At 65.7% G+C, this 26,766-nt stretch carries 16 protein-coding genes and 1 tRNA gene; 6 read left to right on the top strand and 11 right to left on the bottom strand.

Annotation, left to right across the window (positions count from 1 at the left end; all coding sequences use genetic code 11):
- The first annotated feature begins 465 nt into the window (after window positions 1-465).
- Entirely contained in the window at window positions 466-1,692 is a 1,227-nt protein-coding gene (locus tag KF791_13365) for a Glu/Leu/Phe/Val dehydrogenase (protein MBX3733571.1), read from the top strand.
- Between the two features lie 65 nt (window positions 1,693-1,757).
- Window positions 1,758-2,495: a class I SAM-dependent methyltransferase gene (locus KF791_13360; protein ID MBX3733570.1), complete on the top strand. Its 738-nt coding sequence runs from the start codon at window positions 1,758-1,760 to the stop codon at window positions 2,493-2,495.
- A gap of 19 nt (window positions 2,496-2,514) precedes the next feature.
- Here the strand turns inward: KF791_13360 and KF791_13355 are convergent, their stop codons facing one another.
- From KF791_13355 to KF791_13330, 6 genes are read right to left on the bottom strand one after another with little or no spacing between them, the layout of a single operon-like run.
- Window positions 2,515-5,250 (bottom strand): hypothetical protein, encoded by a 2,736-nt coding sequence (locus tag KF791_13355; protein ID MBX3733569.1) that lies wholly within the window; start codon window positions 5,248-5,250, stop codon window positions 2,515-2,517.
- Window positions 5,247-6,332: a glycosyltransferase gene (locus tag KF791_13350; protein MBX3733568.1), complete on the bottom strand. Its 1,086-nt coding sequence runs from the start codon at window positions 6,330-6,332 to the stop codon at window positions 5,247-5,249. Before KF791_13350 ends, KF791_13355 begins: the two co-directional genes overlap by 4 nt.
- Entirely contained in the window at window positions 6,329-7,492 is a 1,164-nt protein-coding gene (locus KF791_13345; protein ID MBX3733567.1) for a DegT/DnrJ/EryC1/StrS family aminotransferase, read from the bottom strand. Before KF791_13345 ends, KF791_13350 begins: the two co-directional genes overlap by 4 nt.
- A 31-nt stretch (window positions 7,493-7,523) precedes the next feature.
- Window positions 7,524-8,252: a cephalosporin hydroxylase family protein gene (locus KF791_13340; protein MBX3733566.1), complete on the bottom strand. Its 729-nt coding sequence runs from the start codon at window positions 8,250-8,252 to the stop codon at window positions 7,524-7,526.
- Window positions 8,252-8,917, bottom strand: coding sequence for an acetyltransferase (locus tag KF791_13335; GenBank protein MBX3733565.1), 666 nt, complete (start codon window positions 8,915-8,917; stop codon window positions 8,252-8,254). The genes KF791_13340 and KF791_13335 overlap by 1 nt, the downstream gene beginning before the upstream one ends.
- A 60-nt stretch (window positions 8,918-8,977) precedes the next feature.
- The gene (locus KF791_13330) at window positions 8,978-9,754 is read right to left on the bottom strand and encodes a hypothetical protein (GenBank protein MBX3733564.1); all 777 of its coding nucleotides are present in this window, start codon (window positions 9,752-9,754) and stop codon (window positions 8,978-8,980) included.
- Between the two features lie 771 nt (window positions 9,755-10,525).
- On the opposite strand from KF791_13330, the gene KF791_13325 reads away from it, so the two are divergent.
- Window positions 10,526-15,655 carry a hypothetical protein gene (locus KF791_13325; protein ID MBX3733563.1) on the top strand — a complete coding sequence of 1,710 codons (5,130 nt, stop codon included), beginning with the start codon at window positions 10,526-10,528 and terminating at the stop codon, window positions 15,653-15,655.
- A gap of 84 nt (window positions 15,656-15,739) precedes the next feature.
- Here KF791_13325 and KF791_13320 read toward each other — a convergent pair.
- The 5 genes from KF791_13320 to argH form a co-directional block, all read right to left on the bottom strand.
- Window positions 15,740-15,816 (bottom strand) — tRNA-Met (locus tag KF791_13320).
- Between the two features lie 17 nt (window positions 15,817-15,833).
- Window positions 15,834-17,318 carry an NAD(P)H-hydrate dehydratase gene (locus KF791_13315; GenBank protein ID MBX3733562.1) on the bottom strand — a complete coding sequence of 495 codons (1,485 nt, stop codon included), beginning with the start codon at window positions 17,316-17,318 and terminating at the stop codon, window positions 15,834-15,836.
- A gap of 25 nt (window positions 17,319-17,343) precedes the next feature.
- Complete coding sequence (locus tag KF791_13310) at window positions 17,344-18,813, bottom strand: sigma-54-dependent Fis family transcriptional regulator (GenBank protein MBX3733561.1); 1,470 nt, start codon at window positions 18,811-18,813, stop codon at window positions 17,344-17,346.
- Window positions 18,814-18,989: 176 nt separating this feature from the next.
- Complete coding sequence (locus KF791_13305; GenBank protein ID MBX3733560.1) at window positions 18,990-19,724, bottom strand: 4'-phosphopantetheinyl transferase superfamily protein; 735 nt, start codon at window positions 19,722-19,724, stop codon at window positions 18,990-18,992.
- Window positions 19,670-21,127, bottom strand: a complete 1,458-nt coding sequence (argH, locus tag KF791_13300; GenBank protein MBX3733559.1) for an argininosuccinate lyase — start codon at window positions 21,125-21,127, stop codon at window positions 19,670-19,672. Before argH ends, KF791_13305 begins: the two co-directional genes overlap by 55 nt.
- A 290-nt stretch (window positions 21,128-21,417) precedes the next feature.
- Here argH and KF791_13295 point away from each other — a divergent pair, with 290 nt between their 5' ends.
- The 3 genes from KF791_13295 to KF791_13285 all read left to right on the top strand — a co-directional run.
- Window positions 21,418-23,295: a DUF1553 domain-containing protein gene (locus tag KF791_13295; GenBank protein MBX3733558.1), complete on the top strand. Its 1,878-nt coding sequence runs from the start codon at window positions 21,418-21,420 to the stop codon at window positions 23,293-23,295.
- 6 nt (window positions 23,296-23,301) lie between these two features.
- Window positions 23,302-24,720 carry a DUF1501 domain-containing protein gene (locus tag KF791_13290; GenBank protein MBX3733557.1) on the top strand — a complete coding sequence of 473 codons (1,419 nt, stop codon included), beginning with the start codon at window positions 23,302-23,304 and terminating at the stop codon, window positions 24,718-24,720.
- Window positions 24,721-25,458: 738 nt separating this feature from the next.
- Window positions 25,459-26,766 (top strand): PQQ-dependent sugar dehydrogenase (locus KF791_13285; GenBank protein ID MBX3733556.1); only part of this gene is annotated, 1,308 nt, incomplete at its 3' end.

Genomic DNA, 26,766 nt, shown 5'->3' with positions numbered 1-26,766 from the left:
TCCGCCGAAACTGCGCCTCCAAGGATTGCGGAGGAGGTTCGCTGAGCGGCCATGCGTTCCTGACAATTCCTGACAGAGTTTCGTCGTTTTTCTTCGCTTGGGTGCGTGGTGACCGTGCTATCTCTCATTCACCACAACAGCAGGATCGTCCGGTAGATCCGCGGATTTCACGCACACTGACGACGATTCCCGCACCGGTGCAAACCGGGTTCGAGCCCCGCCACTCCCGCCACTTTTCCCGCAAAACGCCTGAGTTCCAATTCCTTGGATCCAGGCGCCCTCTCCGGTTCCGAACGAATGACAGATCAACGGCTCGGCGGAGCCTCGTACCCTCGACATCACCCGGTGGTGAAGCTCTGGACACGGGGACGAGGGACCCGGGATTGCGTCCGATCGCGGTTGTGGCTTCCTTGGCCGCCGATGGAAGCGCTTTCCGGCAGCCTGTATTCCGACCCCACCTACGACATGGCCTGCCGTCAGTTCGACGGGGTCGCCGACCGGTTGGAGATCCCGCAGGCCGAACGAGAACACCTCAAGGTCCCCAAGAGATCCCTCGTGGTCGCGGTACCGGTGCGCATGGATGGCGGGGATCTGCGCGTCTTTTCCGGATTTCGGGTGCAACATCACATGACCCTTGGCCCCACCAAGGGAGGGATGCGCTACCACCCCGAAGTGTCCCTCGGCGAGGTGGCGGCGCTGGCCATGTGGATGAGCTGGAAATGCGCGCTCGCGGGCCTGCCCTACGGCGGCGCCAAGGGTGGCGTCACGGTGGATCCCCGCCGCCTGTCGGCCTCCGAGCTGGAGCGCCTGACCCGTCGGTTCACCCAGGAATTGGTGGGCTTCATCGGACCGCACGTGGACATCCCGGCCCCCGACATGGGCACCAATGAGCAAACGATGGCCTGGATGATGGACACGTTCTCGGTCCATGCCGGCCATTCAGTGCCGGGGGTGGTCACCGGGAAGCCGGTGGGCATCGGGGGCTCGCTGGGCCGTCGGGAAGCCACAGGACGCGGCGTGGCGTACCTCGCCGGCCGGGCCATGGACACCCTTGGGATCCAGGCGTCCGGAGGCAGTGCGGTCGTTCAGGGCTATGGCAACGTCGGCGCCGTCGCCGCCCACTCCCTGTCGCGCCAGGGACTGCGCATCCTTGCGGTGAGCGACGCCAACGGCGGCGTGTATCATGCGCGGGGGCTCGACATGCCGCATGTGGATGCCTGGGCCCAGGCGCACGGAACCCTCGCGGGGTATCCGGAGGCCGAGACGATTTCCAATGCCGACCTGCTGGAGCTGTCCTGCGACGTTCTCGTGCCAGCGGCGATGGAGCGGCAGATCACCCAGGTCAATGCCGGACGCCTCCGCTGCCGGATCCTCGCCGAGGGGGCCAACGGTCCCACCACGCCCGAGGCGGACGCCATCCTCGAAGCCCGCGATGAAGTCTTTGTGATCCCGGACATCCTCTGCAACGCCGGGGGCGTTGTGGTCAGCTACTTCGAATGGGTTCAGGGGCTCCAGTCGTTTTTCTGGGGCGAGGGCGAGGTCATGGACCGGCTGTTTCGCATTCTGGAGACGGCGTTTGGTCAAACCCTCCAACGATCACGCCGCGAGAACATTTCCATGCGAGCGGCCGCGTTGGGTCTTGGGATCGGCCGCGTCTGGGAGGCGAAGAAGATGCGCGGCCTGTTTCCGTGAAGTCCGCGGGTTCCCGCTGGAAATCAGAACTTCGGTCCAACCACCATTGCCCTGCCGATTTCCTCATGGCCCTGACCTACTCATCCCGCTACTACGACGGCCTCCAGGAGGATTCAGCCGCCTCGGCCCAGACGGTCGTCCCGAAAATCCTCCGATTGTTTCCCGCGCGAAGCGTCGTGGACGTCGGCTGCGGCGCCGGCGCCTGGGCCCGGGAGTATCTCGAAGCGGGGTGCGAAGTGACGGGAATTGACGGCCCCTATGTGCGCGCGGACCAGCTCAAGATTCCCGCGGACCGGTTTCTCCGGCGCGACCTCTGCCAACCGCTCGCCCTGGACCGACGCTTCGACCTGGTGAGCTGCCTCGAGGTCGCCGAACACCTTCCCGGATCCCGGGCCGAGGGCCTGGTCGCAGACCTCTGCCGCCTCGGAGATGTGGTTTTGTTCTCGGCCGCCGTGCCCGGACAGGGCGGAACGCACCACGTCAATGAGCAGTGGCCCAGCTACTGGATCCCGCGATTCGAAGCCGAGGGGTTCGCGGTGCTCGACTGTCTGCGTCCGCAACTCTGGGGCGATGCCGCCGTTGCCTGGTGGTATGTGCAGAATCTCTTCGCATTCGTCCGGCGGGACCGGCTGGGCGATTTTCCGGAGGCCCAGGCCGAGGCCCGCCCCTGGCCGACGGACCTGGTGCATCCACGCGCCTATGTCCGGGCCACGGTTCCCTCCCAGATGTCTCCCCGAATGCTGCGCGAAGTGGTCCGGGCTCTGCCGCACTTCCCGCGGAAGGTTTGGACCGCCCTGAGGTGAGGCGGGATACCACGTCAGCTCAACGTCGGGTCTGCGCCCCACGGGCGACAGGCGTTGGAGATTTGCGGGATTGGAGGTCGGGGTCCAATGGAGGCGTTTCCGCCTCCGGCTCCTTTCCCGCGGCGCCGGGAGGCAGACCGACAACGAGCCAAACACCCACGCCGAGGGCGACGCCAATGGCAGTCAGGCTGACCCAAAGCATCCGCATGTCCGGCTTGTAGCGAAACTCCACCGTATGCTCCCCCGCCGGCACCGCGACGCCGCGCATCAGAAAATTGGCCCTCAAAATCGGCACCACCTGCCCGTCCACCGTGGCCTGCCACGAAGAATCCCACCGATCGTTCAGTAGCAGCACGGCGGGCTGGGCGGCCATTGTGCGGAGGGTGACCCGCTTGGGAGCCCATGCCGTGATGACCGCCTCACCTGGCGCACCGCCCGGCGATTCATTCAGGGTCTCCCCCCCGGGCAACACCGGGGCCTCGGCCAGCACCACGGTGGACTCGGGTCGGAATGCCGGATCCGCGAGCCGTCTGAGGGCGGCATCGGAATCCGGCAACACCTCCCATCCGCTGAACAGGCGTGCCCGCGGAAGGGCCGTGCCGTTCTCGATCACGGCGTATTGTCCGGACGGGTTCACCACCGCGGTGATGTCGTCGAGGCCCACCCGGCCGTCGGTGGGCGAACCGGGCTTGGGTGCGAGATCAAACCCAAGAACCGGCTTGAACCGCTGCTGCTCGGGATCAAACAAGCGGTTGAGCTCCGCCACCATGCCCCGGGCGGCGATGATGTAGCGCACGTTCGCGAGCTGCCACATGCGGCCGATGCGGCCCAGGTCGGACGGGGCCGTGGGACGAAACTTTTGGAGGTATTCGGCGTCCCATTCCGGCATGCGGGGCATCTGCCAGATGTCGGCCGTATGAAGAGTGCTGTAGGGGAACTGCTGTTCCATCCACTGGTTCTGCACGGCCGGCCAGGTGCCATCGTCCGGGCTCGTCAGGGTCTGCCGGATGTCGGGGAAATAGCGCGCCGTCACCCGCTGTTCCCACGGCTGGCGCGCCAGGAATTCCAGCACCGGGTTCGAGGCATAGCGCCGCTGGTAGTCATAGTGCTGAATGAATGGTACCGCGGCGCGGCCCAGGTCCACCACCAGCACCCCGCCAAGCAACACTGCGGCCATGGCGCCGCGGCCTCCGCTGAAGCGACCGGAGCACACGAGGGCCAGAAGGGTCGCATTCAGGACGACGAAACCCGCGAACAGCCCGACCTCGAACACGCTGAACCCCGCCATCCCCTGCCCTTCATTCCCGGGAAAACCCGCATGCGCGATATGCGCGGCCAGGGCCGGCAGACTGGCCGCATACACCAGCGCCACTCCGAGCGCGCCGATTGCAAGCCCCGCCAGCGCGCGGCTCCACGTCCGGTCGAACCCACGGGCGTCCCGCCACCAGCCCGCCACCTGGTCCATCAGGCCGCCGCGCCGCACGGAGGGCACCGCGACATACAACCGCCATAAACCCTGGAGCCCGTAGGCGAACAGCACGAACAACCCCAGATGCATGACGTGCAGAAATTTCATCGGCACCCGGATCGTGGAGAGGTAGGGCAGCGAGTAGATCAGCCGGTAGAACGGGGCAAACCGACCAAAGGCCAGCAGCAGGGAAACCAGGCAGACCACACCCCAGAACGCAATCAGACGGCGCTCGCGATCCGTGAAGGGCTGCCGTCCGGATCGCGATGCGGCGCGGGCCAGGGCCCATCCGGCAACGATCAGCACCAGCACGCCCGCGTATTCGCCACCGCCGTTGAACCGGAGGCGCGGAGTCCCATCCTGACCGACGTTCCCCCAGTACGCGCCCCCGTCGGGGGTATCCATCCGGTACCCCATGATCCCGGGGACCGCGATCCGCACCACTTCCAGCTTGGGAAAGCTCCAACCGGTGATGAACTCCCAGCGCTGCTGCCGCGCCGCCGGCGTCTCCCCAAGGACAGCAACCCCCTGGATCTGGGTTCCTACCAGCGTGGACAACACATAGGAGGCGATCCAACCCGCGCACACCGCGACGAGCGCCAGACGTCCGAAGGTCGGGATCCATCTCGAGCTCTTGCTGCCTTCGCTCGACGTCAGCCACCCGGTCACCAGCGCGTACGCGGCGACATATAGGCTGAAAATGGCCCCGACATCCGCCCCCTCGATCACGGCAAATCCCACCGCAATGCCGGCCAGCAGCCCGCGCGCCCAGAAGCGACGACCCTCCGCAGCCGACAACGCCGCCAGCGCAAGGAACACGAACGCCAGGGTCGAGGCGCGGGCGCCGAGCCCCCAGCCGGCATGGGAGACGAAGTTGGTGTTCAACGCGGCCGCCAAGGCCACCAAAACGGCCACGGGACGCGAGAATCCGCAGGCCCGGGCGAAAACGGCGGCGGCCCCGCCAAGGAACAGCAGGGACAGCGGAGCGGCGAATTTTCCGAAAAGGATCGGCCCCAGAACCAAGTACAGTAGATTGGTGAACGAGGGCTGCAGGGGCAGTGCCGGGCTTCCCAGCCACACCAATGGCACCCAGCTCCCTCCGAGAAAATTGCCCCACCGATATTCCGAATACGCCGTCATCAGGCCAAGGGGCGCATCGTTGGAAAAAGCCATTTGCGATGGGATCAGGCTTTCGCGCCAAAGGCCGAAGAGGACCAACCCGACCAGGGCCACAGTCCCTGCCAGGCCGCCGGTTCTGCGGCTGATAATGTTCGATTCAGATTTCATGATGCTGCCTGCCCGAGGTCCCGGTGACGAAGGCGGTTTTTTAAGCGACCGGCAAGTCCCTTCACGGACCGGATGCCGATCCGAAATAACACCCGGGAAAGAAAGATCGGACCCCGACGCTTCAACGCAGTCCACCACAGGCGGATTTCGTCCGACATGTCCGCCCCCCATTCGCGGCCGACCAGGATGATGTGACCGCACTGGGCAAAGTAGCCGATCCAGTCCACCGACGGCGTGTGTCCCGGACGCCTGTAAAATTTCCGGAAGTCGTACAACACCGGGTTCACCCACAGCCAAAGCGTCGGCACCGGAACGTCCCCGAGGAACTCCGATTCCGGTACGGGCAGGCTCGCAAAGAACTTGCGGGCCTGGGCCTCCTTCCGGGCTCCGGATAAACCGTTGGAATACCGCCCGGTGCGCCCCACCGAAAGCGGCACATAGATGATGTCCTCATTCACGAACCAGAGGTCTGGCGCCCGCGACAGGGCCTGAAATCCGTACGCGTAATCCGGGTTGACCCACGAAAAGACCATGCCCGTGGGACTGCATGACGCGATGGCATCCATCACTGCCCGGGGCGTCGCCGAAGTCAGCCCGCGGGGAAAGATGTTCCAGAATAACGGCGAGAACCGGCAGAATTCCTCGACCACCTGCTCGCAAGTAAACCGTTGGACGTCCGGCGCGCCCGACGGGCCGGCAAGGTGGTCGGCACAGGCGTTGACGGGCGGGTACGAGACCAGGGAGCCGGGATGATCCCGGCAGATGCCGTGAAGCGTTGCCAGGGCGGTCGGGGTCAATCGTTGCTTGTCCTCAACCACCAGCAGCCAGCGTCCGAGCGCCTGGCGCCGTGCATGCTCCCAATTGTCATGCATCGGCAGGTCGCCGGAGGTCCGGAAATAGCGGATGCGCGGATCCCGAAACGCTGCCACGGCATTCCGGGTCGCCTCCGGTGACTCGTCGTTGTCGGAGATCACCAACTCGAAGTCGTCGAACGATTGCCCTAGAATGCTCTGGATTGCGCCCGGGACAATCTCCGATCGGTTTCGGGTGGGCAGCAGAACGGAAAAGAACGGTTCGTTCATGCGCCCTTGTCGCCCCGGGAAATCACGTCACGAAACTCCCGGCACACGCGATCCACCTGCGCCTCGGTCAGGTTGAGAGCCGAGGGCAGGTTCAGAGCCCGGCCGTCCAGGTCATGGGCCACCCGGTTGCGAGACCGGGCAAGGACCGCCTGCGGATGATCCCGGTAGGCCGGGAGGGAGCTCAATGGATGAAAAAACGGCCGGGAATCAATGCCCCGCCGTTCCAATGCGTCCTGAACCTCCCGTTGACCGGGCCGCCCCTCCCGCTCCCAGACCGCTGTCACCATCCAGTAACTGTTCCGGCAGTAGGCCGGCTCCACGTTCAGGGAAACACCTGGCAGGTTGGCCAATCGCTCCCGGTACCACCCAAAGATCTCGCGCTTGCGCGCCACCAGGTCGCCCACCCGTTCCAACTGGGCCAGACCAAGCGCAGCCTGCATCGCGCTCATTTTGTACTTGAACCCTACCGCGGTGTTGCAGAAGTGGCGGTCCCCGGGCTCCCGCCCATGGTCCCGCAGGTGCAGCACGCGCCGGAAAAGGCCCTCATCCCGCGTCCCCAGCAAACCCCCTTCTCCGGTCGTCAGCGTCTTGGATCCATGAAAGCTGAACACCCCCGTTGCCCCCAGACTCCCGGCCGGCCGGCCCTGGTACGTAGACCCCACCGCCTCCGCCGCATCCTCAATGACCGGCAATCCGTGATCCGCGGCCACCCGCAGCAGGGGTTCGTAGTCCGGCATGCCGCCGTAAAGATCCACCGGGATGATCGCCCGGGATCGGGATGTCAGGCAGTCCTTCAGTGTTTCGGCGGTGATCACCCAGGTTTCCGGATCCACATCGGCAAACACCGGAGTCGCCCCCACGTAGTGCACCGGAGCCACCGTGGCGATCCAGGTGATGTCCGGTACGATGACCTCATCGCCCGGTCCGATCCCGAGCGCCGCCAACGACAGGTGGATCGCGGAGGTGCAGGAGGGCAGCGCTGTGGCAAAGGGAACCCCGAGGTGAACTGCAAACGCCTTTTCAAACCGCTCATGCCAGCAGCCGGCATTGCTGTACCACGCATGCGTCACGGCGTCGGTGACGTATCGAATTTCACGTTCGGTGATCCACGGACCGGAGACCGGAATCCGCGTCGTGGCTTCGGGAACGGCAGCCGTCATGGACGTCAAACAGGTAGGCTCTGCGCGGGGTTCAGTCGGCGACACGCCGGAGATAACCGTCCGGCGCGACGGTCAGCAGCAGTTTTCCTTCCAGCTCGCGGTCCACCTCAAATCGCTTTGTGGTTTGCAGGAACGCGTGCACCGCGGTCTTGGCATTGTCGCCACGGGACCAGGGACGCCCCGCAACGAGCGCCGGGTCCATGTCCTCCACCACGGTGTCAAACACCACCAGGTAGCTGCCCCGGGTCACCAGGGGGGCATAGGCCTCCAGTTCCTGCAGCACGTGCGCATGGGAATGGTTGGAGTCGAGCACCACCAGGACGGTGCGGGCTCCGGCGGCCAGCCTCCGGACCTCGTTCACCACGTCGGATGCCACCGAGGATCCCTCCACCAAGGTGATCCGCCGGGCCATCGGATGCGTCTCGATCGCGACCCGATTGTGGGGCCGGATCTCGATGTCCACTCCGATCACCCGGCCCGGCCCGCCGATCAATTCCAGCAGCGACGCGTAGTACACCAGCGAGCCACCGTGCGCGATCCCGGTCTCGATCACCACATCCGGTCGGACCTCCCACAGGATTTCCTGCATCGCGATCATGTCCTGCGGGTATTGAATGATCGGCCGGCCCATCCAGCGGAAATTGTAGGAGTAACGGTACTCGCAACTGCGGTCGAACCACTGGCGGGACAACTGCCGAAGCGTGCCGTCTGCGGCCATGCGGGCAATCAACTCGGGATTCTTGGGATCGTGCGCGTTCATCAGGCGAGCGGAAGCGGTCGGGTCCGGATGATCCTCGCCGGCTGGCCGTAGGCAACGACGTTGTCCGGCAGGTCCCGGGTCACCACCGCCCCGGCACCCACCACAGTGCCGGCGCCGATTCGAACCCGCGGCAGCACCACGGCTCCCGCCCCAAGGAACGTCAGGGCACCCACCACCACCAGTCCGCAGAGGGTTGCCCCTGGGGCGATATGTACCCCGTCGCCAATACGGCATTCATGATCCACCCCGGCCCGGGTGTTCACAATCACGCCCTCGCCCAGAGCCGCACCGGGCCCCACCACGGCGCCCGCCAGCACCTGGGAGCCGGCGCCCACTTGCGCAGTCGCCGCAACGATCGCCCGCGGATGGATTGCCGTCACCAACCGGCACCCGACGTCCCGGAGCCACTGCTGGTTCCCCAGGCGGTCGCCACCGCGATCCCCACCGATGGCCACCAGCGCCGCAGGCGGAGTTGGACGTGCGCGCAACCAGTCCCGGAAGGCCCCCTCGACCCGGAAGACCGGGACGCCAGGCAGGAGGGATGGCACCCCCGGGTCGCGATCCATCAGCGCCTCAATGACAAACCCGAGTTCCGGCAGAAAATCTGCGAGCACTCGTGCTTGTCCGGTGGCACCCCAAAGGACGATCGGTTCCGGTACGGGCATTCCTTTCGGGAGCCTGAACCGATTGACGCTCAATGTCAGCGCCGGGCTTTCGCCTCCGTCTTACGCGCGGCGCCGGCGGACGAGCCAGCCGCCAATTCCCAGCAGTCCAGCAACCAGGGCGGTTTCGCGAGGCTCCGGGATTGCTGTCAACGCGACCGAAAACTCGGAGAGCACAAAGTTGCCATTCTGCGGCTGGCGTCCCGGACCGTCGGTCGGAAGTGTCGGATCTGCCAGAACCTCCAATCGGAACCCGGTGATGCCCACCAGGCTGGTCGAGGTCCGGACCGTGTAGGTGTCCGTCGCCGGGAGGTCTCCGGACGCCAAAACAGAGCCATCGCCCTGCGCGGTTAGCGTCGTCCCATTCATGGAACCCACGGAAACGACATTCAGGATGGTCCAATTGGCCGTCACATCGCCTCCGGAAGATAGGCCGTCCGCGAACGATGCCCTGGAATCCGTGGTTGCCGAAAGCCGAAAGCTTCCAAGCAAGTGGTACGGATTCCAATTGTTAAACTCCAACGTGAAGTCCAGGTAGCTCCCACCCGGAGCCCCAACATCCAGCCCGGTCTCGAAAACCGCCGTCTGGGGTGACGTCGTCCCAAACTGCTCGTCACCATCGTAGATCGCCCACCCCAGGCCATCGCCCGACGTTCCGTTGATCGCAGTGGCGACCGAGAAATTGTCGAAATAGGTCTGGGAAAAGGTCGCCGTTGCGTTCTGAAGATCCACGGTCGCTCCGGACAGGGAAAGACCCGCCAGGAGGGAAATGGTACCAAGTGCCGGAGCGGTAAATGAACGGGTGGTGGGTCGCATCGTTTTGGACAGATTGGTTTTCATGATTTTTGGGAGGAAGCAAACGGACTGTTCACGCGTGTTACCACATCGGCCTGATTCGGCAATAGAAATCGGTCAAAAAACGCTTTCAACTGCTGCCGACCACCGCCGCCAGCCCGGGTCGAAGACATCCTCCAGCACGACGTACGTTCTCCAAGGCTTCCGCCGCCGCCCACCCGCTGCTCCGGGGACGCCTGGTCCAATCCGGGGGGGGCCATGCCGGCCGGCCCACCGGCGGACTCCTTGCCTCGGGGTTTGGACAAAATCTGGCCGAAATTTCGGACATCCCCCGCGACGTTGAGCGTCAGCGCCCCGCCAGGCACCAGCACACCGCCATTTTGGACGGTCAACGACTCGAAGGGCAACGAATCGGGTCGCTCCGAATCTCCCCAGTGAACGGTCCCTTCCGGCCCGATGGTCAGCGACTCCACACTTGCAATACAGCCGGAACCCAGAAGGCAAGTAGGCCGCGCGGTCGCGGAATCCGCGGGGCAAACGCAGAGTTCGTCACTTCATCCGTCCACAGCGGTGAGCCTCCGCAGCCGGCGCAAGCTTGTGCAGTTTTTGTGGTGGAGCCGCCAAGATCCGTGTGGCCGGAGATGCGGCACCGGTGCACGTTGCCGTCGTCGCTTTATGCCCGACGGATCGTGAATCACAAGAGCGCTGCGGAAGGGAGATCTCCACGGTCCCGACCGTGGATTCCGTCCCCGCTCCCGGCGGTGTCACCCCGCGAACTCCCGCACCACGACGCGCCCAACAACGTACGCCCGCCCCATGAAAAAGAGCCCGATCCTTCCAGCCGCCCTTCTGGGCATCCTCCTGTTCGCCATCGCACCAGCCCACGCCGTCGCCGTCTATGGAGAACTCCACGCCAGATGGGCTGTCGCGGATAACCCTGAGCCCCCGCCAGCCGAGTTCGGGGACCCATTTTTCTCGTGGTCCTTGGAGGGATCGTTCCTTCTGCCGGACGGAGCCTCCGCAACGGCTTCCACCCCCCCGGGAACATTCGTCTACGCCGTCACCGATGTTACCGGGCGGCTGTACACGGACCAGTTTCCCCTGAATGAAACGAATCCGCAATTAGCCATTCAGCAGGGATCCGTTGTCGCGATTGCTGAGGGCGGTGGGTCCGATCGCCTGATCGTCGAATTCGACGTGGATCCCGCCCAGATTGATTTGAGCAGCGTGGGAGCGCAGGAATTCCTGAAGGATGCGGCTGCCCCGATTGAACTCGCCGAATTGGAACGTTTCAGCGTCCGAAAGGTCTGGGTAGGCCCCTTCTTCGACGACCCTGCAGACGCCGGCAACCGGGACAAGGTTGCAGCGCTGCTGGTGTTGGTTTCGTCACCCGAGTACATCCTTTCGCATCCGGGGACCCGGATCGAACTTTGGTTTGGCGCGGGCTCACAAGCGGTCGAGACGGAGATGGATGGAGGGGGCTCCCTGCTGACCCGGGCGGATGCCCGTCTGGACCCCTCCTTTGGAATCGCAGGAGTCGCCGCTGGAACCAGCGATCTGGGGGGGCACCGCATTGGCTACTCCAGTGCGGCCGTTCAGGCGGACCACAAGGTCCTATGGGTCGGAGCGGTTGGGGGATTGGAGCGGCGGAACCCGGATGGAACCGTGGATGCCGAATTCACCCGTCCGTCAGGAATTCCCGCGTTCAGATCCATTGGAGGGTCCCACATGGCATTGCTTCCGGACGGAAAGTCTCTCGTCAGTGCGGAGGTCGTTCGCAGTGACGCCCCAAGCTTCTCCAAAGTGGCATTTGAAGGGTTGGCGCGGCTCCATCCCGACGGCACTCTGGACACGGAATTCGATTTGGAGCTGGGTAACTATCAGACGATTCGATCCCTTGGCCTGACGGCCATTGCCGTGCAGACCGACGGGAAGATTCTCATTGCGGGCAACTTTGACCATGTGTCGCACACACCGCGGAACGGGGTCGCCCGAATCCATCCCGATGGAAGCCTGGATCACAGTTTCAATGCGGGGTTCGGCCCGGTGCTGTCCTATGGGATCGAGGACAAGGCGACCATTCACAGGCTGTTGGTTCAAGAGGATGGGCGAATCCTGGTCGGTGGATACTTCGACAATTTCAACGGGGCCCCCCGCAGCGGCATCGCCCGTTTGAACGCGGATGGGTCCCTGGACACGGGATTTGATCCCCAGACGGCCGGCATCGCCGATAAGGTCTCCTCCATGCTTGTGCAGGCTGATGGAAGGATACTGGTCTGCGGGCGCCGTTGGATCTACGACCACCAGGATCCGAAGCCTCCGGGTGGGGCCGCAGAATTCACACTGATCCGGCTGCTCCCCAATGGCCATCCCGATCTGGAATTCACATCTTCCGTCAGAGATCAGGAAGGATTCGAGCAGTACAGCTCCGTCGTGGCGGCACAAGCGGATGGGAACCTCCTGGTCTCCGCTGTCTTCCAAGTCCGCGGCCGTCGGGTCAACCGAATCCTGCGGTTGTTTCCAGACGGCACCGTGGACCCGAGTTTTGACTCGGGAACCGGGAGTCACACAAATCCCATCCTCCAGGCGGACGGCAGGATCATCGCTTCCAGCGCGTTTCCCTCGGGACCATACAACTGGCTCACCGGTGGGGCCGCAAGGCTGCTCAACGATCCGGCCACCCAGAATCTCGTGATACCCAACACGACGCGGGTGGACTGGCTGCGGGGAGGTACCGCTCCGGAAACCACGCAGGTCTGGTTTGAGCTCTCCACCGACAGTGGATCCAATTGGACCCATCTCGGACCCGGGATCCGGTGCCCCGGAGGCTGGGCCCTGGAGGAGGCCACATTGCCCACCTCCGGGACGCTTCGAGCCCGAGCGCGCATTGGATCAAGCGACTGGGGACTGGTCGAGCAGACGCTGGATTTCAGTCTTCCGGTGGTCCCCTCCGATTTCAACGTGGCCGTCGCCAGTGGCATCATCCTCGTCACGGATAACACAGGATCAGGCGGTTCGTTGACGGTCCGGGAACCTGCTCCGGGACATATTGAGTTCACCGCGCCGGGACGAATGTTTCACACCGCCTCCGTGGATCCGGTCCTCGGATCGTCGGGGAGCTTTCCGCTGGCGGGGATTTCGCAGATCATCATCCGCTGCGGTCCGGGAGAGGACACGATCGCCGTGGAAGCCTTCGCCGCCATCCTGCCCGACCTTGTGATTCAGAGCGGAACCGGCGCCGATACCCTCACCCTCCGTGCCGGTTCCACGGTGACGTTGGTGGATCCCGACGGGTTCACGCTTCATGAGGCTCTGATCTCGGGTGGACTGACCATTGAAACACAGGGTCCCGTGATTCAGGCAGGACCCCTGGCCGGAGGGATGTATCTGCGCAAGCTGGGGATCGGCGCTCTGACGCTGTCCGAAGCCAATACCCACCAGGGCGAAACGAGCGTTTCCGGCGGCGTCCTGGCGCTCGTCCACCCCTCGCACAACCCGCTCCAAGCCTCTGCGCGGCTGACGATTCAACACGGGGCCGTGCTGGACGTCACCGGGCTGTCCGACGGACGGCTTGTCCTCTCCCCCGGGCAGGAGTTGCAGGGGCATGGGATGGTTGCCGGGGCGTTGGAGGTTCCGGCGGGATCCAAGCTGTCCGCCGGAGCCGTTCCCGGCACATTGGATTTGGGCGACCTGGCCCTTCAGGAGGGCGCGGTGCTAGCCATCCAGTTGCAACCCCATGGGGGGGGCACCGATCACGATCAACTCAGGGTCAGCGGCACTGTGAGCCTGGGCGGTGCAACGCTTGCGCTGTCCACTCCCTGGTTTCAGGACCTCGAGAGGACCTTTGTGATCATCCGCAATGACGGAGACGGCGACGTCTTGGGCTCCTTTGACGGGCTGCCGGAAGGTTCGCGGCTTAAGGCCCCGGGCACGGAAAGCGAGCATCTGACGATCAGTTACCGGGGCGGAGATGGCAACGATGTGACGCTCACCTCAACGGTGCAGGCCGGTGATGTGAATACCGGTTTTCGCACGGGGGACTTGCTTAGTAGCGGAATGGCCGAGGTCTATAGCGCCATCGGTCTCGGTGATGGATCGGTCCTCATCGGTGGCTTGGTTGTTTTGCAGTGGTATGATGTTGATGGTGATTACAACACGTACGACTACTACCTGGATACGATCACACTTGATTCCAGTGGACAGCGCTTTGATTTTCACGGAACAGGCGGCGTCGGGGGCCGCATCCTCGCTTTCGAGGCCGATGGCGGATTGATATCGGCCTTCGGTGGCGGATGGGGATTTCAGCCGCCGGACCCGAATTCCTTCGTTGACTCCGGAATCATCCGGTTGGTCCGCCACCCCCTCGGATTTTGGACTGAAGACGCCAATTTTGTGACGTCAACGGCCATCCACGGGGTCGCTGCGCCGATCCTGGGCATGGTCCTTCAGCGGGACGGACGCATTCTCGTCGCCGGGGATGGCGCCGAGACGCCGAACGGCCGGACGGCCGGCATCGCCCGGCTCAAGGCGGACGGCAGCCTGGACGCAACTTTTCTACCCGGGACCGGAGCCAACGGGACGATCTTCTGCATGGGCCTTCAGGACGACGGCAAGATCATCATTGGCGGCCTCTTTGACTCCTTCGACGGGATCCCTCGGAACCAGATCGCCCGCCTGCACCCCGATGGAACGTTGGACGCCGCGTTTGTGCCGGCCCCCGGACTCGACGGCGGCATCCACGCCCTCGCGATCCAGGCCGACGGGAAAATCGTGGCGGCCGGCTCCACCACCGAAGAAGGCGGCACTCGTTACAGGTTGGTCCGATTCCATGCCGATGGATCCCTCGATGCCGGATTTGCTCCGGGTTTGGGGAGTGACGTCATGACCAGCAGCCTTGTGCTGCAGGTGGATGGAGGGATTCTTGCGACAACCATCCGGAAGGACGCGGATGGCACCTCCCGGGGATCCACGGTCCTTCGCCTGCTGCCGGACGGTGCCATGGATTCCACCTTCGCCCCGGCAACGAGTCCGGGCGACGTCCGGAATGCCGTGCTTGAAGTCAGTGGCCAGATCATCATCACGGGGGATTTTGAGCAGGTGAACGGTGTCTCACAGTATCGCATTTCCCGCCTGATCAACGACCCCGGGACCCACTCCATGGCCATCCCAAGTGCGACACGGGTGGAATGGCACCGCCAGGGAACGCGTCCGGAGGCCGCGTATGCGTGGTTTGAGCACTCGGCGGATGAGGGGACGACTTGGACGCTTCTGGGGCCCGGTCACCGAATCCCCGGGGGTTGGGCCTTGACGGGGGTGACGCTGCCGGCAACGGGAAGCATCCGCGCGCGTGCGCGGGTCCTCACCACCGGCCTGAATGCCACCACCTCGGTGCTCGATGAGGCCGTGGTTGCCATCCCGCAGTTGCCACCCACCGCGGCCCGACTGGCGCATTTCCGCAGTGCCGCGACGGCGTCCGGTGAGGTGCAATTGACCTGGGAGACCCTCGTGGAGGTGGACACGCTCGGTTTCCACGTGGAGCGGGGCACCCCTTCGGGCGCCTGGGAGCGGTTGACCTCGCAGCTGATCCCGGCGTTGGGCTCCAGCGAACGCTCGCAGGTCTATGGGTTCACGGACAAGGCGCCCGGCACCGGTGCCGGCACCCGCTACCGTCTCGTGGAGGTCGAGCGGAAGGGGGATGAAATCGAACTCGCCGTCACCCACGTCCCCGCCGTCGCAACGGCGCTCCTGCCACCCGGCGAATCCCGCCTCTCCATCGTCCTGCGCGGAGCCCGACATGGGGATGCACTCGTGGAATCCGCGCCGTCCATTGAGGGGCCCTGGACCCCGACGGGTTCGGTCACGCTGGACGAGTTGGGCGCGGCCGTGCTCGCCGTCGAGCTTCCGACATCCGAATCCGTCCGGTTCTACCGGTTGGTCACCGAGTAAACCTCGAACCTCGCTTCGCGATTTGCCGGATTCCCAGAGGCGGCAGCAAAAAACGGCCGTCCCGGTGACGGGACGGCCGAAGACTGGTTGCGGGGCCAGGATTTGAACCTGGGACCTTCAGGTTATGAGCCTGACGAGCTACCGGGCTGCTCCACCCCGCGGTCGCGAGAGGGGGAGCCTACGGGGACCTGCCGGCGGCGCAAGATTTCGTTGGAATTTCTTTAGGGGGCGCCGATGCACCCGGTTCGGCATCCCCTCCGATGGCATCCGCAAGCTCCGTCGCGGTCCAATTGCGGCTTCGGGCTTCCAAAAAGTCCGCCGTCCGGCCGTGTTCCCAAACGCCAAGGGCCAGCGTGCGCCTCAGGTCTGATTGGAGACGGGGCTGCGCCAGCAGGCCCGTCAGAAAACCCGCCAGCACATCCCCGGAACCGCCCTGCGCCAGCCCCGGGTTCCCGGTGGAATTCACCAGCAACCGGCCCTGCGCCCCGCCCACGAGGGTTTGATGGCCCTTGAGGACCACCCAAACAGGTCCCCGCCCGGCAAACGCCCTCAGTGCCGCGGGACGGTCGGCCTGCACCGTCGCCACGGAAGTCCCCAGCAGTCGCGCCATTTCCCCAGGGTGGGGGGTGATCACCCGGGGGCCGGCACCGGGAACCTCGGGCCCCGCGTCGGACAGCCAGTCCAGGGCACTGGCATCCGCGACCACGACCCCGGGGAACTCACGCCACAACCGGAGGACTTCAGCATGGACATCCACCGCCGGGGGCTTCGCCGCCAGCCCGGGTCCGACGAGCACGGCCGTGGCCTCGGCGAGGATCGGATGCCGGGGCATGAAAGGATGGACCATGGCGACGGGCACAGCGGCCGAAACCGCGCCATGCACCGCCTCGGGTACCAGCGCTGACAGCAGGCCCGGACGCGCCCGCGACGCCCCCCAAAGGGCCAGAACGGCAGCGCCCGAGTACCCCACCGACCCGGCAAGAACGACCACCCTCCCAAAGAGTCCCTTGTTCGCAGATACCGGCCGGTCCGGCGGCCAGTCCCGAAAATCCTCCGGCAACACCCAGTCCCGATCGTCCGAGCCCGAAGGTTCCCCGGTCAGTCCCACATCACGGAGCACCTCCAGCGCTCCGACCACCTCCCATGCGGACGGCGCCAGCAAGCCGCGCTTTGGAGCCCCAATGGTAAGGGTTCGCGAGGCCCGGAGGACCGCCCCCCAGTCGCGCCCCGTGTCGGCATCGAGGCCCGACGGGACGTCCACCGCCACGATGCGGGCACCGGACCCATTGATCGCATGAAGGCAGCGCTGCCATCCGGGGTCGAGCGGACGGTTGAGTCCGATGCCGAACAACCCGTCCAGGATCCATTGCGGGCGTCTAGCGAGCGCCGCTTGCAGGGCGGGCCACCCCGCAGCGGGATCCGCAAGCGGCAGCACCTCGGTGGACTCCACGGGCAGGTGCGCCGCAGCCGCGTTTGCGTCGGCCCCGTTGTTGCCGCGACCGGCGAGTACGAGGACGCGATCCCCGGGGCGGCGCAGTCCGCGAAGCCGCGCGACCACCCGCTCGCCGACCCGCCGGATCACGGCGTCCGGCGCCACACCGGCCGCCCAGGTGGCCTGTTCCCAGGCGCGCATCTCGGCCACGGAGAGAATCGGGACGCTCATGAGATCACGGCGGGACCGGACCGGCTCAGTTCACTGCGAGCTCCTGGCGGATGCCAAACTTCTCGACGCGCTTGCGCAGGGTGGCCCGGGTGATGCCCAGCAGGCGGGCCGCCTGCACCTGATTGCCCCGGGTTTCCTTCAGCGCCTCGATGATCAACACCCGTTCCACCGCCGGGATCACCTTCAACCGGGTGTCGGCCCGGGCATGTCGAAACAGGGATGCGGCCAGTGCGGGCAGATCGTCCACGGTCGGATTCCCCACGGCGGGCGGGGCCGCCGCCGATGGCGACGCCGGCCTGGCGGCGCGATCCGCCGCCAGGTCCGCCGAGCGGGGAACGATTTCCGGGGGCAGGTCGCCCGGCAGCAGGACGGGTCCCTTGGCCACCACGAGGGCGCGCCGGAGGGCGTTCTCCAGTTCCCGGACATTGCCCGGCCAGGAATAGGCCTCCAAGGCCTCCAGGGTGCCAGGACCGATGGATACGGGTTTCCCCTCGCGCCCGGCCAGTTGCCGGAGGAAGTAATCCACCAGCAGACGGATATCCTCGCGACGCTCCCGCAATGGGGGCATCTGGATGCGCACGACATTGAGCCGGTAGAACAAGTCCTCTCGGAACTCCTTGCGGGCCACCGCCTCCTCAAGGGGTCGGTTGGTGGCGGCGATGACGCGGACATCCACGTGGACCGTCTGGTTGCCGCCCACGCGATCAAATGTGCCATTCTGGAGGACACGCAGGATCTTGGTCTGCGTGGCCTGGGACATGTCGCCGATTTCGTCGAGGAAGATCGTTCCACCGTGGCATTGTTCGAACTTGCCGATGCGCTGCGCGGTGGCACCGGTGAAGGCCCCCTTCTCGTGTCCGAACAGTTCCGACTCCAGCAGGGTTTCGGCGATTGCCGCGCAGTTTACGGCCACGAACGGCCGGTCGGACCGCCGGCCGTACTGATAGATCGCCCGGGCCACCAACTCCTTTCCGGTGCCGCTTTCCCCGGTGATCAGGGCCGTGGCGTCGGTGGCCGCCACCTGGCCGACGAGCTTGAAGATGCTCTGCATCACCTCGCTGCGCCCGATCACCCCCAGCTCGTAGTCCTCGGCCTCCAGCATCGGCTGGGCGGCCGGCACCTGGCGCGATTCCCGTGCCGCCTTGAGGGCTCGGGCCACCAGTTCCTTCAGCCGGGGCACATCAAACGGCTTCAGCAGATAATCGTAGGCACCCAGCTTCATGGCCTCGATGGCCGTCTGCGTCGTGCCGTAGGCCGTCATCAGCAGCACCGGCATCTTGGGATCGAGCTGGCGGATGCGGCGAAGCGTCTCCAACCCGTTCATGCCCGTCATGCGAATGTCGCTGATCACCAGATCGGGCTTTACCCGCTCGATCATCCGCACGCCCTCCTCGCCGCTCGACGCGGTGAACAACTGCAGATCCGGTGCATCGAAGATGCGCCGGAAGCTGTATTGAACGTCCGCTTCGTCATCAATCAGGAGGAGCTTGTCCATCGTGCGGTCCGACCGTAGCGGGAGTGCGCGTCCAGCCAAGAGCGCGAAATGCCGTCGGGCGCCACCCGCCCACCGCCGCCGACCGGTTCGGAGTCGGGTGAATGATCACCGCCCCCGCTGGCGGGCCGGGCGGGGTCGCCAGGCCCCAACCCGGACGGTTTCGCGCCGGAGCCGGTTCACCGCCAGGACCACGGCGTCCGGCGCACGCAATCCGGCCGGTCGCTCACCACGGCTGCGGACCATCCGACGCCCAGCTCGATCGAAGTCACCCACCACGGTCGTCCACTTACCGGATCCCCGGGCCACTTGACCGCAGCGGCGACCGCATCGGGCGCAACCGGCACGGAGAAGCTCTCCAACGGCAGGTGGAGTCCCAGTCCGACCGCCTTCACAAAAGCCTCCTTCCGGACCCAGCATTCGAAGAAGCGCGGCGCACGCTGGAGCGGATCGCACGCCAGAAGCTGGTGCTGCTCGTCCGATGCGAACCGCCCGATCACCGCGGCGAGGTCTTCATCGAAGGGCCGGTGCTCTTCCAGATCCACTCCCACCTTTCCCCCGAAGCATGTCGCCAGGAGCGCCCGGGCACCGGACCCGGAGTCGTTGAATTCAAAGTCCTCCGGCGCCCCCGCCACTGCCGGTTTGCCGTGGGCTCCCAGGCGGAACTCGAGGTCGCGCGCAGCCAGCCCAAGACGCGCAGCCAGGCAAAGCCGGCGAAACGCCCGGCGCCGGAGAAAGCGCACACGATCCCGTTCGAAATGGAACCGGCCGCACCTCGCCAGCTCTTCGGGAGACAGCAAAGCCGCCAGCCGGACATCCGGCAGCTGGGGCGCGGAAAGGTCGGCATCCCAGACCTCGATCATCGCCCCGGCGTGCGTGCCGACCCGCGCGGCAACTTCAGGCGGCGTCGCCACCCCGCCAGTTGCCGGGCCACTTCGCGAGCACCCGGCGACCCGGTCGCAGTGCGGCGCGACATCGCCCGCTTCAAGTCGAGGACCCCGGGGGCATCGGGGCCAAACCGTTCCGAGACCGACTGGAGCTCCGCCACTGTCAACCGGTCCAGGGGCCGGCCCAACCGCTCTGCAAGGGCCACGACGGCGCCCACCACATGATGGGCGTCACGAAACGGCATGCCGCGCAGCACGAGGTAATCGGCAAGGTCGGTGGCCAGGAGCTGCGGATCCGAGGCCGCGGCCCGGCAGGCGTCGGCCCGAACCTCCGTGGATGCCAGCATCGCCCCCATCAGCCGGACACACGACCGGACCGTGTCCGCGGAATCGAACAACCGCTCCTTGTCCTCCTGCAGGTCCCGGTTGTAGGTCATGGGCAGCCCCTTCAGCAGGGTCAGCAGCGACATGAGATTTCCAACGACCCGGCCGGTCTTCCCGCGGGTCAGCTCGGCGATATCCGGGTTCTTCTTCTGCGGCATCAGCGACGAGCCCGTGGTGTATGCGTCGCCAATCCTGATGAACGCAAACTCCGAGGTCGCCCAGAGGATCACATCTTCGGCGAGGCGGCTGAGGTGAACCGCCAGCAATGCCGCTGCGGCACAAAATTCCACCGCAAAATCCCGGTCGCTCACCGCGTCCATGGAATTGCGGGCCACGCAGGGGCGGCCGGTGCACGGGTCGGTGAATCCAAGTTCGGCGGCCACGAATTCGCGGTCCAACGGCAGGGTGCTGCCAGCCAGTGCTCCGGATCCCAGCGGGCACACATTCACCCGCTTGAGGGCGTCGGCGAGCCGTTCGTCGTCCCGCGACAACATCTCGACGTAGGCCAGGCAATGGTGGGCAAAGGAGACCGGCTGGGCGCGCTGGAGATGGGTGTACCCCGGGATCCACACCGGGGCATGCGCCGAGGCGAGGGTCACCAGCGTCCGCTGCAACCCTCCAATATCGCCGCGCAGTGCGGAGATTTCGTCCCGCAGCCACAACCGCATGTCGAGCGCCACCTGATCGTTGCGGGAACGCCCGGTGTGCAGCTTTGCCCCGGCAGGCACCCGACGGGTCAGGGCGGCCTCCAGGTTCATATGCACATCCTCCAGCCCGGGATCCCATCGGAATGTCCCCGCTTCGATCTCGGCCGCGACGGTCTGGAAGCCCGACCGGATCGCCTCCAGTTCGTCCTGCGTCAGGATCCCGATCCGGACCAGCATCGCCGCATGGGCCAGCGAGCCCCGGATGTCCTGCCGCCACAGCCGCCAATCAAAATGGATGGACTCCGAGAAGGCAGCCACCTCCGCAGCCGGCCCGGCGGAAAAGCGTCCCGACCTCGACACCACGGGTGAGGATCCCTTCGAACGACTCGAATGACTCATGCCTTGCAAAAACGCAGGCACACCTTGCGTCGCGCCCCCCCCCAAGTCACGCCGGGAAGCAAGCCCTGGCTCCAGGGCATGCAAAACCGCAAAATCACCGATCCCACGGGCGTCCGGGCCTTGAGTTTGTCGTTCAAGAGGGCCTAGATGCAGGGGTGTCCGTCCGTTGGGTTCGTTGTCTGACCGCCGTCGCTCTGTCCGCCGGACTCCTCCAGTCTTGCGGAGCCGATGCCGTCCCGATCGGGCACTGGGCCTATCAGGTGCCCCGGGCCACCTGCCCACCGGACCTCGTGAACGCCACGCCCTGCCAGGATTCGTTGGATCGGTTCCTGATGGCGCGCCTGGAGGCGGAGGGATTGCGTCCCGCGCCCGAGGCGGATCGGGCCACCCTGTGCCGTCGCTTGTACGTGGTCCTGACCGGATTGCCCCCGGACCCTGGGGCCCTGGAGGCCTTCGAGGAGGACGATTCCCCGGACCCCGTGGCCACCCTGACGGACCGCCTGCTGGCCTCACCACGTTTCGGCGAGCGGTGGGGCCGCCACTGGCTGGATGTCGTGCGGTATGCCGATTCCGTGACGCTGCGCGGATTTCCATTCCGGCAGGCGTGGCGCTACCGGGACTACGTCATCGCCAGTTGGAATGCCGACCGCCCCTTCGACGCCTTTGTCCGCGAACAGGTGGCGGGGGACCTCTATCCCGCGGAAACGCTTGAGGACCGGCGGCGCGGCCGGGTCGCGACCACCTTTTGGATGCTTGGCGACACCAACCTGGAGGAGCAGGACAAGCGACAGTTGGAGCTGGACGTCCTCGACGAGCAACTCGATGTGCTCAGCAAGGCGTTCCTGGCGCAGACGATCACCTGTGCCCGCTGCCACGATCACAAGTTCGATCCCGTACCGGCCCGGGATTATCACGCGCTGGCGGGAATCCTTTCCGGCATGCGCCCGCTGGTCCACGCCAACGTGTCCGAGTGGACCGAACAACCGTTGCCCGGAACTCCGGCCGAGGAGGAGGCGTGGGCGGCGGCCGCACAGGAGGTGAAGCGGCTGGAAGCTGCGCTCAAGGATGCCCGGTCTCGCGGCGGTGCTCCGGGCCCTTCCGCCAACGATTTGCCGGAAGATCCGGACCCTCACGAACCGTCCGTATCCGACCTGGAAACCGCATTGGCCCTCGCCCGGGCCGGAGCCCGGCGGCCCCTGGCGATGACCCCGGCGGACATCGGGGCAACCAACCTGCCGGTCCTGCGCCGGGGGAACTGGCGTCAGCCCGTCGAAGCCGTCCCCCGTGGGGTGTGGACCGCGGCCTTCGAAACCCCTTTCCCGGAATGTGACCCGTCGGACAGCGGCCGGCGATCACTCGCGGCATGGCTGGTGGATCCGGAGAACCCGCTCACCGCCCGCGTCTGGGTGAATCGGATCTGGCACTGGGTTTTCGGGAAGGGCCTGGTGCCCTCGGTGGACAATTTCGGCACCACCGGAGACCACCCGAGCCATCCCGAACTTCTCGACACCCTGGCCGTGGAATTCATGTCCGACGGCTGGTCCAGCAAGCGACTGATCCGTCGGTTGGTCACCTCCCACGCGTTTCGACGCTCGGGGGATCCGGCAGATCCGGCGGTGGCGGCCTCGCTCCGGGCAGACCCTGGGAACCGCTGGCTGGGGCGCTGGCAGGTGCGGCGGGTTGAGGCGGAAGTTTTGCGGGATTCGATGCTGGCGGTCGCCGGCAAGCTCGACCTGGCGGGTCCGCCCGGATCCTCCTTCCCGGAAGGCCTTGCGGCGGATTATGGATACGTCGCCACGGAGGCCTGGCGCAGTGTTTATCTGCCCATGTTTCGAAACGCGCTGCCGGAATCGCTTACCGCATTCGATCTCGCGGATCCCGGCCGGGTGACCGGGGCCCGGGAGCGCGCGATCGTCGCGCCCCAGGCGCTCTTCCTGCTCAACCACCCTTTCGTCCTGGAACAGGCCGCCGCCGCCGCGGAGCACGTTCGGGAGGCGGCGGATCCCGTTGGACGGTTGTGGCGCGCCCTGCTGGGGCGACCGCCCAGCCCGGGGGAACGCGACACGGCGTCGGCGTTCCTCCATCGGGAGGACCTGCCACCGGAAATGGCGCTGGCCGAACTGGCCCATGCCTTGATGGGATCCGTGGACTTCCGGAACCTCCACTAGAGCTGCATGCGCCCGATACCGCTCATTCCCCGCCGGACTGCACTGCGTCAACTGGCCTGCGGCTTTGGCGGCCTGGCGCTGGCCGCGATCACGGGGCTCGCCCGCGGCGCATCCGGAGCGCAACCCCTGCCCGGGCTGCGTCCGCGCGCGAAACGGGTGATCTTCCTGTTCATGCAGGGTGGGCCCAGCCAGGTGGACACCTACGATTACAAGCCCCTGTTGGACCGCCATGACGGCGAGCAGATGCCCTTTGACGACGCCCGTGTGTTCGCCAACACCGGGATGGCGGGGTCCAGTCAGCGGGTGATGCGGTCGCCCTGGAAGTTCTCACGGCATGGCGACAGCGGCCGTTGGGTGAGCGAGCTCTTTCCGCAGACCGCACGCTGGGTGGACCGGCTTTGCTTCCTGCACGGCATGCAGACCGAGGGCGTGGCCCACGGCCCGGCCACGCTGTTCCTCCATTGCGGCTCCACCAACTTCATCCGGCCCAGCGTCGGTGCCTGGGTCAGCTACGGCCTTGGAACCGCCAATGCCAACGTCCCTGCATTTGTCACGCTCTCCCCCAGTCTGGGCAACGGGGGGGCGCGCAATTGGGGAGCCGCATTCCTGCCGCCCCTCCACCAGGGCACCCCCTTCGGCGTCGCCGGCCGCTCCGCCCGCGATATGGCCCTGCGCTCGCTCCCCGGGACCGGCACGGATCCGGCGGGCCGCCGCCGGCAGTTCGAGCTCCTGCAACGTCTCAACCGGGAACAGGCGCTTCATGCCGCCGAATCCGACGCCGCCGAGGCCGTGATCCAGGCCTATGAACTGGCCTGGCGCCTGCAGTCCACGGCGCCGGCACTGCTGAATCTGGACGACGAATCCGAAGCCACCCGCGGGCTCTATGGCATCGGAGACGACGCCACCGACGAGTTTGGACGCCAATGTCTCGTGGCCCGGCGGCTCTGCGAATCGGGGGTCCGCTTCATCCAGGTGACCTATGGCGACAACACCGCGAATCCGCGGTGGGACCAGCACTCGGATCTCCCGCGCCATGCCTTCCACGCCCGGGCCACCGACAAGCCCGTGGCGGGACTTCTCGCCGACCTCGATCGGCGGGGTCTCCTTGAGGACACCCTCGTGTGGTGGGGAGCGGAATTCGGCCGCACCCCCTATGCCGAGAAGAACGGGACGGGACGCGACCACAATCCGGGCGGCTTCACGACCTGGCTTGCCGGTGGCGGGGTCAGGCCCGGATTTTCCTGGGGCGCCACGGACGACTTCGGCCATCTCGCCGTCACGGGGAAGGTCCATATGCACGACCTGCACGCCACCCTCCTCCACCTGCTTGGCCTCGACCACGAGAAGCTCACCTTCCGCCACGATGGACGCGACTACCGGCTCACCGACGTTCACGGCGACGTGATCCGGGCCATTCTCACCTGAACAGCAGACCCGCCTCGCGGGGGAACTACAGGGTCAGTCCCGAATGCAACGCTTCCCGCCGCAGACGCGTCGCGGACGCGGCTACGGACGCGCGGGAGCGTGTCCCAGCATTCGGATTTGAAGCCATGCGGCCCTGCAGGGTACAGAAGCGGCCCTCCCCAGAAACCGCAGGTGAGAATTCCTTCGAACAATCCGAGCGACTCATGCCGCATTGAATCTCAGGGCCATGCCTTGTCGCCATCACCCGCGAGTCACGCCGGCAAGCCGTCCAGATCTCGGACAACTTTCAAAACGCCTCCCTCTCCATTCCCGGTCGGATAGCACTCCGGGCAGCCAAAGGCTCGCGATGGCTTCGCTCACGTCATCGGAACAGAATTCCAACACCTGATATAGCATCGAATGCAAGCCTTTTCGCGTTCCGCTTGAAGTTTAGTCCAGTTCTGTTTTTCTCCAGTCATTCACGCCAGCCCAACCCCAATTTATGTGAACCAGCCCCAGCCCCATCCCAAGTCCCAACTCCGGACTTCGCCGGGGACCTGCAACCAATGCCGGTGCAAGGGCATTTCGGAGGCTGTCCAAAGGAAACGATTCACCAACTCCCGTTTTGCGGAGGTTCGTTGGCTTGGGTGCCTGAACAAAGCCACCGCCCTGTTTGCCTTTGGTTGGCTTGGGCTGGCGGCCGAGGCAGCCCACGGGTTGGAGCAACGGCCCTCATTTTCCGAATTCCTCGGGGGCCGGATGCCCCCAGTGGCGCCGACCCTCTCCAGTTCGTGGTCGGCGGTGGTTGCCTTTCCCAATCTGACCTTCCTCAACCCGATCGGCATCCTGCCCGTGCCCGGCACCTCCAACCTGGCGGTGTACGAGCGGGAGGGGCGCGTCTACCAGATCGCAAGCGATCCCGACACCACGGTGAGGACCTTGGTGCTCGATCTGTCCAACCAATGCCAGGGCTGGGGCGACTCCGGCCTTCTGGGCATTGCCTACCACCCGGGCTTCGAGACCAATCGGCATCTTTTCGTCTATTACACCTTTGTGCCTCCGGGCACCGTGCAGGGCAGCGCCACCCGGCGCCCCACGGGTGCAACCCCGAATCGTGACCGACTGGAGCGCCATACCCTCGACGCAGAAGGCATCGCGGTCCCCGGCAGCGCGGTGATCCTCATAGATCAGGTCTCGGACACCGTCTGGCACAACGGCGGTGGGATGTTTTTCCACCCTCGGGATGGGTTCCTCTACCTGACGAATGGTGACGACAACATCTCCGCCCATAACCAGCGCATCCATCACAGCCTGCACTCGGGAGTGCTGCGCATTGACGTGGATCAGCGCGGCGGGACCATCAGTCACCCCATTCCCAGGCAACCGCTCCCGGCGGGCAGCGTGACGGCCAATTACTTCATCCCTAACGACAACCCATTCGTTGGCCAGCCCGGGGTGCTCGAGGAGTTTTTCGCGATCGGCCTGCGCAGCCCTCACCGGATGACCGTGGATCCCCCAACCGGGAGGATCTTCATCGGGGATGTGGGCGCGAGGGACCGGGACGAACTGAACATCATTGAGCCGGGCGATCCTCCGGGAGTCAACTTCCAGTGGGATCGCATCGAGGGTCTTCGAGGGGACCTCATCCCGCCCTATTTGGGGATCAATCGGCGGCCGGTCCTGGACTATCCCCAAAGCGATGGCGCGGCGATCATCGGCGGCTACGTGTACCGCGGGCAGGAATTCGCCGCGGAACTCGGCGGCCACTACATCTTTGGGGACTATGTTGCCAACGTCATCTGGGCACTGGATGAGTCGAGCACACCCGCGCGGAAGGTGTTTCTGTGCACCCTGCCTCAGAGCGGGGACCCCAACGCTGGAAATGAGTATACCGGCCTGTCGGGCTTCGGATTGGACCACAACAACGAGCTGTATCTGTGCCAGCTCAGCAGCACGGCGGGACGCATCTACAAACTGCGTCGCGGGGGCACCCCCGCCGCGGCCCTGCCGCCCCTGCTTTCCCTCACCGGTGCCTTCACCGACCTGGCCACGCTTACGCCGGCACCT

It is taken from the genome of Verrucomicrobiia bacterium, from assembly GCA_019634635.1.
Lineage (GTDB): Bacteria > Verrucomicrobiota > Verrucomicrobiia > Limisphaerales > UBA9464 > UBA9464.
This window is presented reverse-complemented; position numbering and strand designations above follow the sequence as displayed.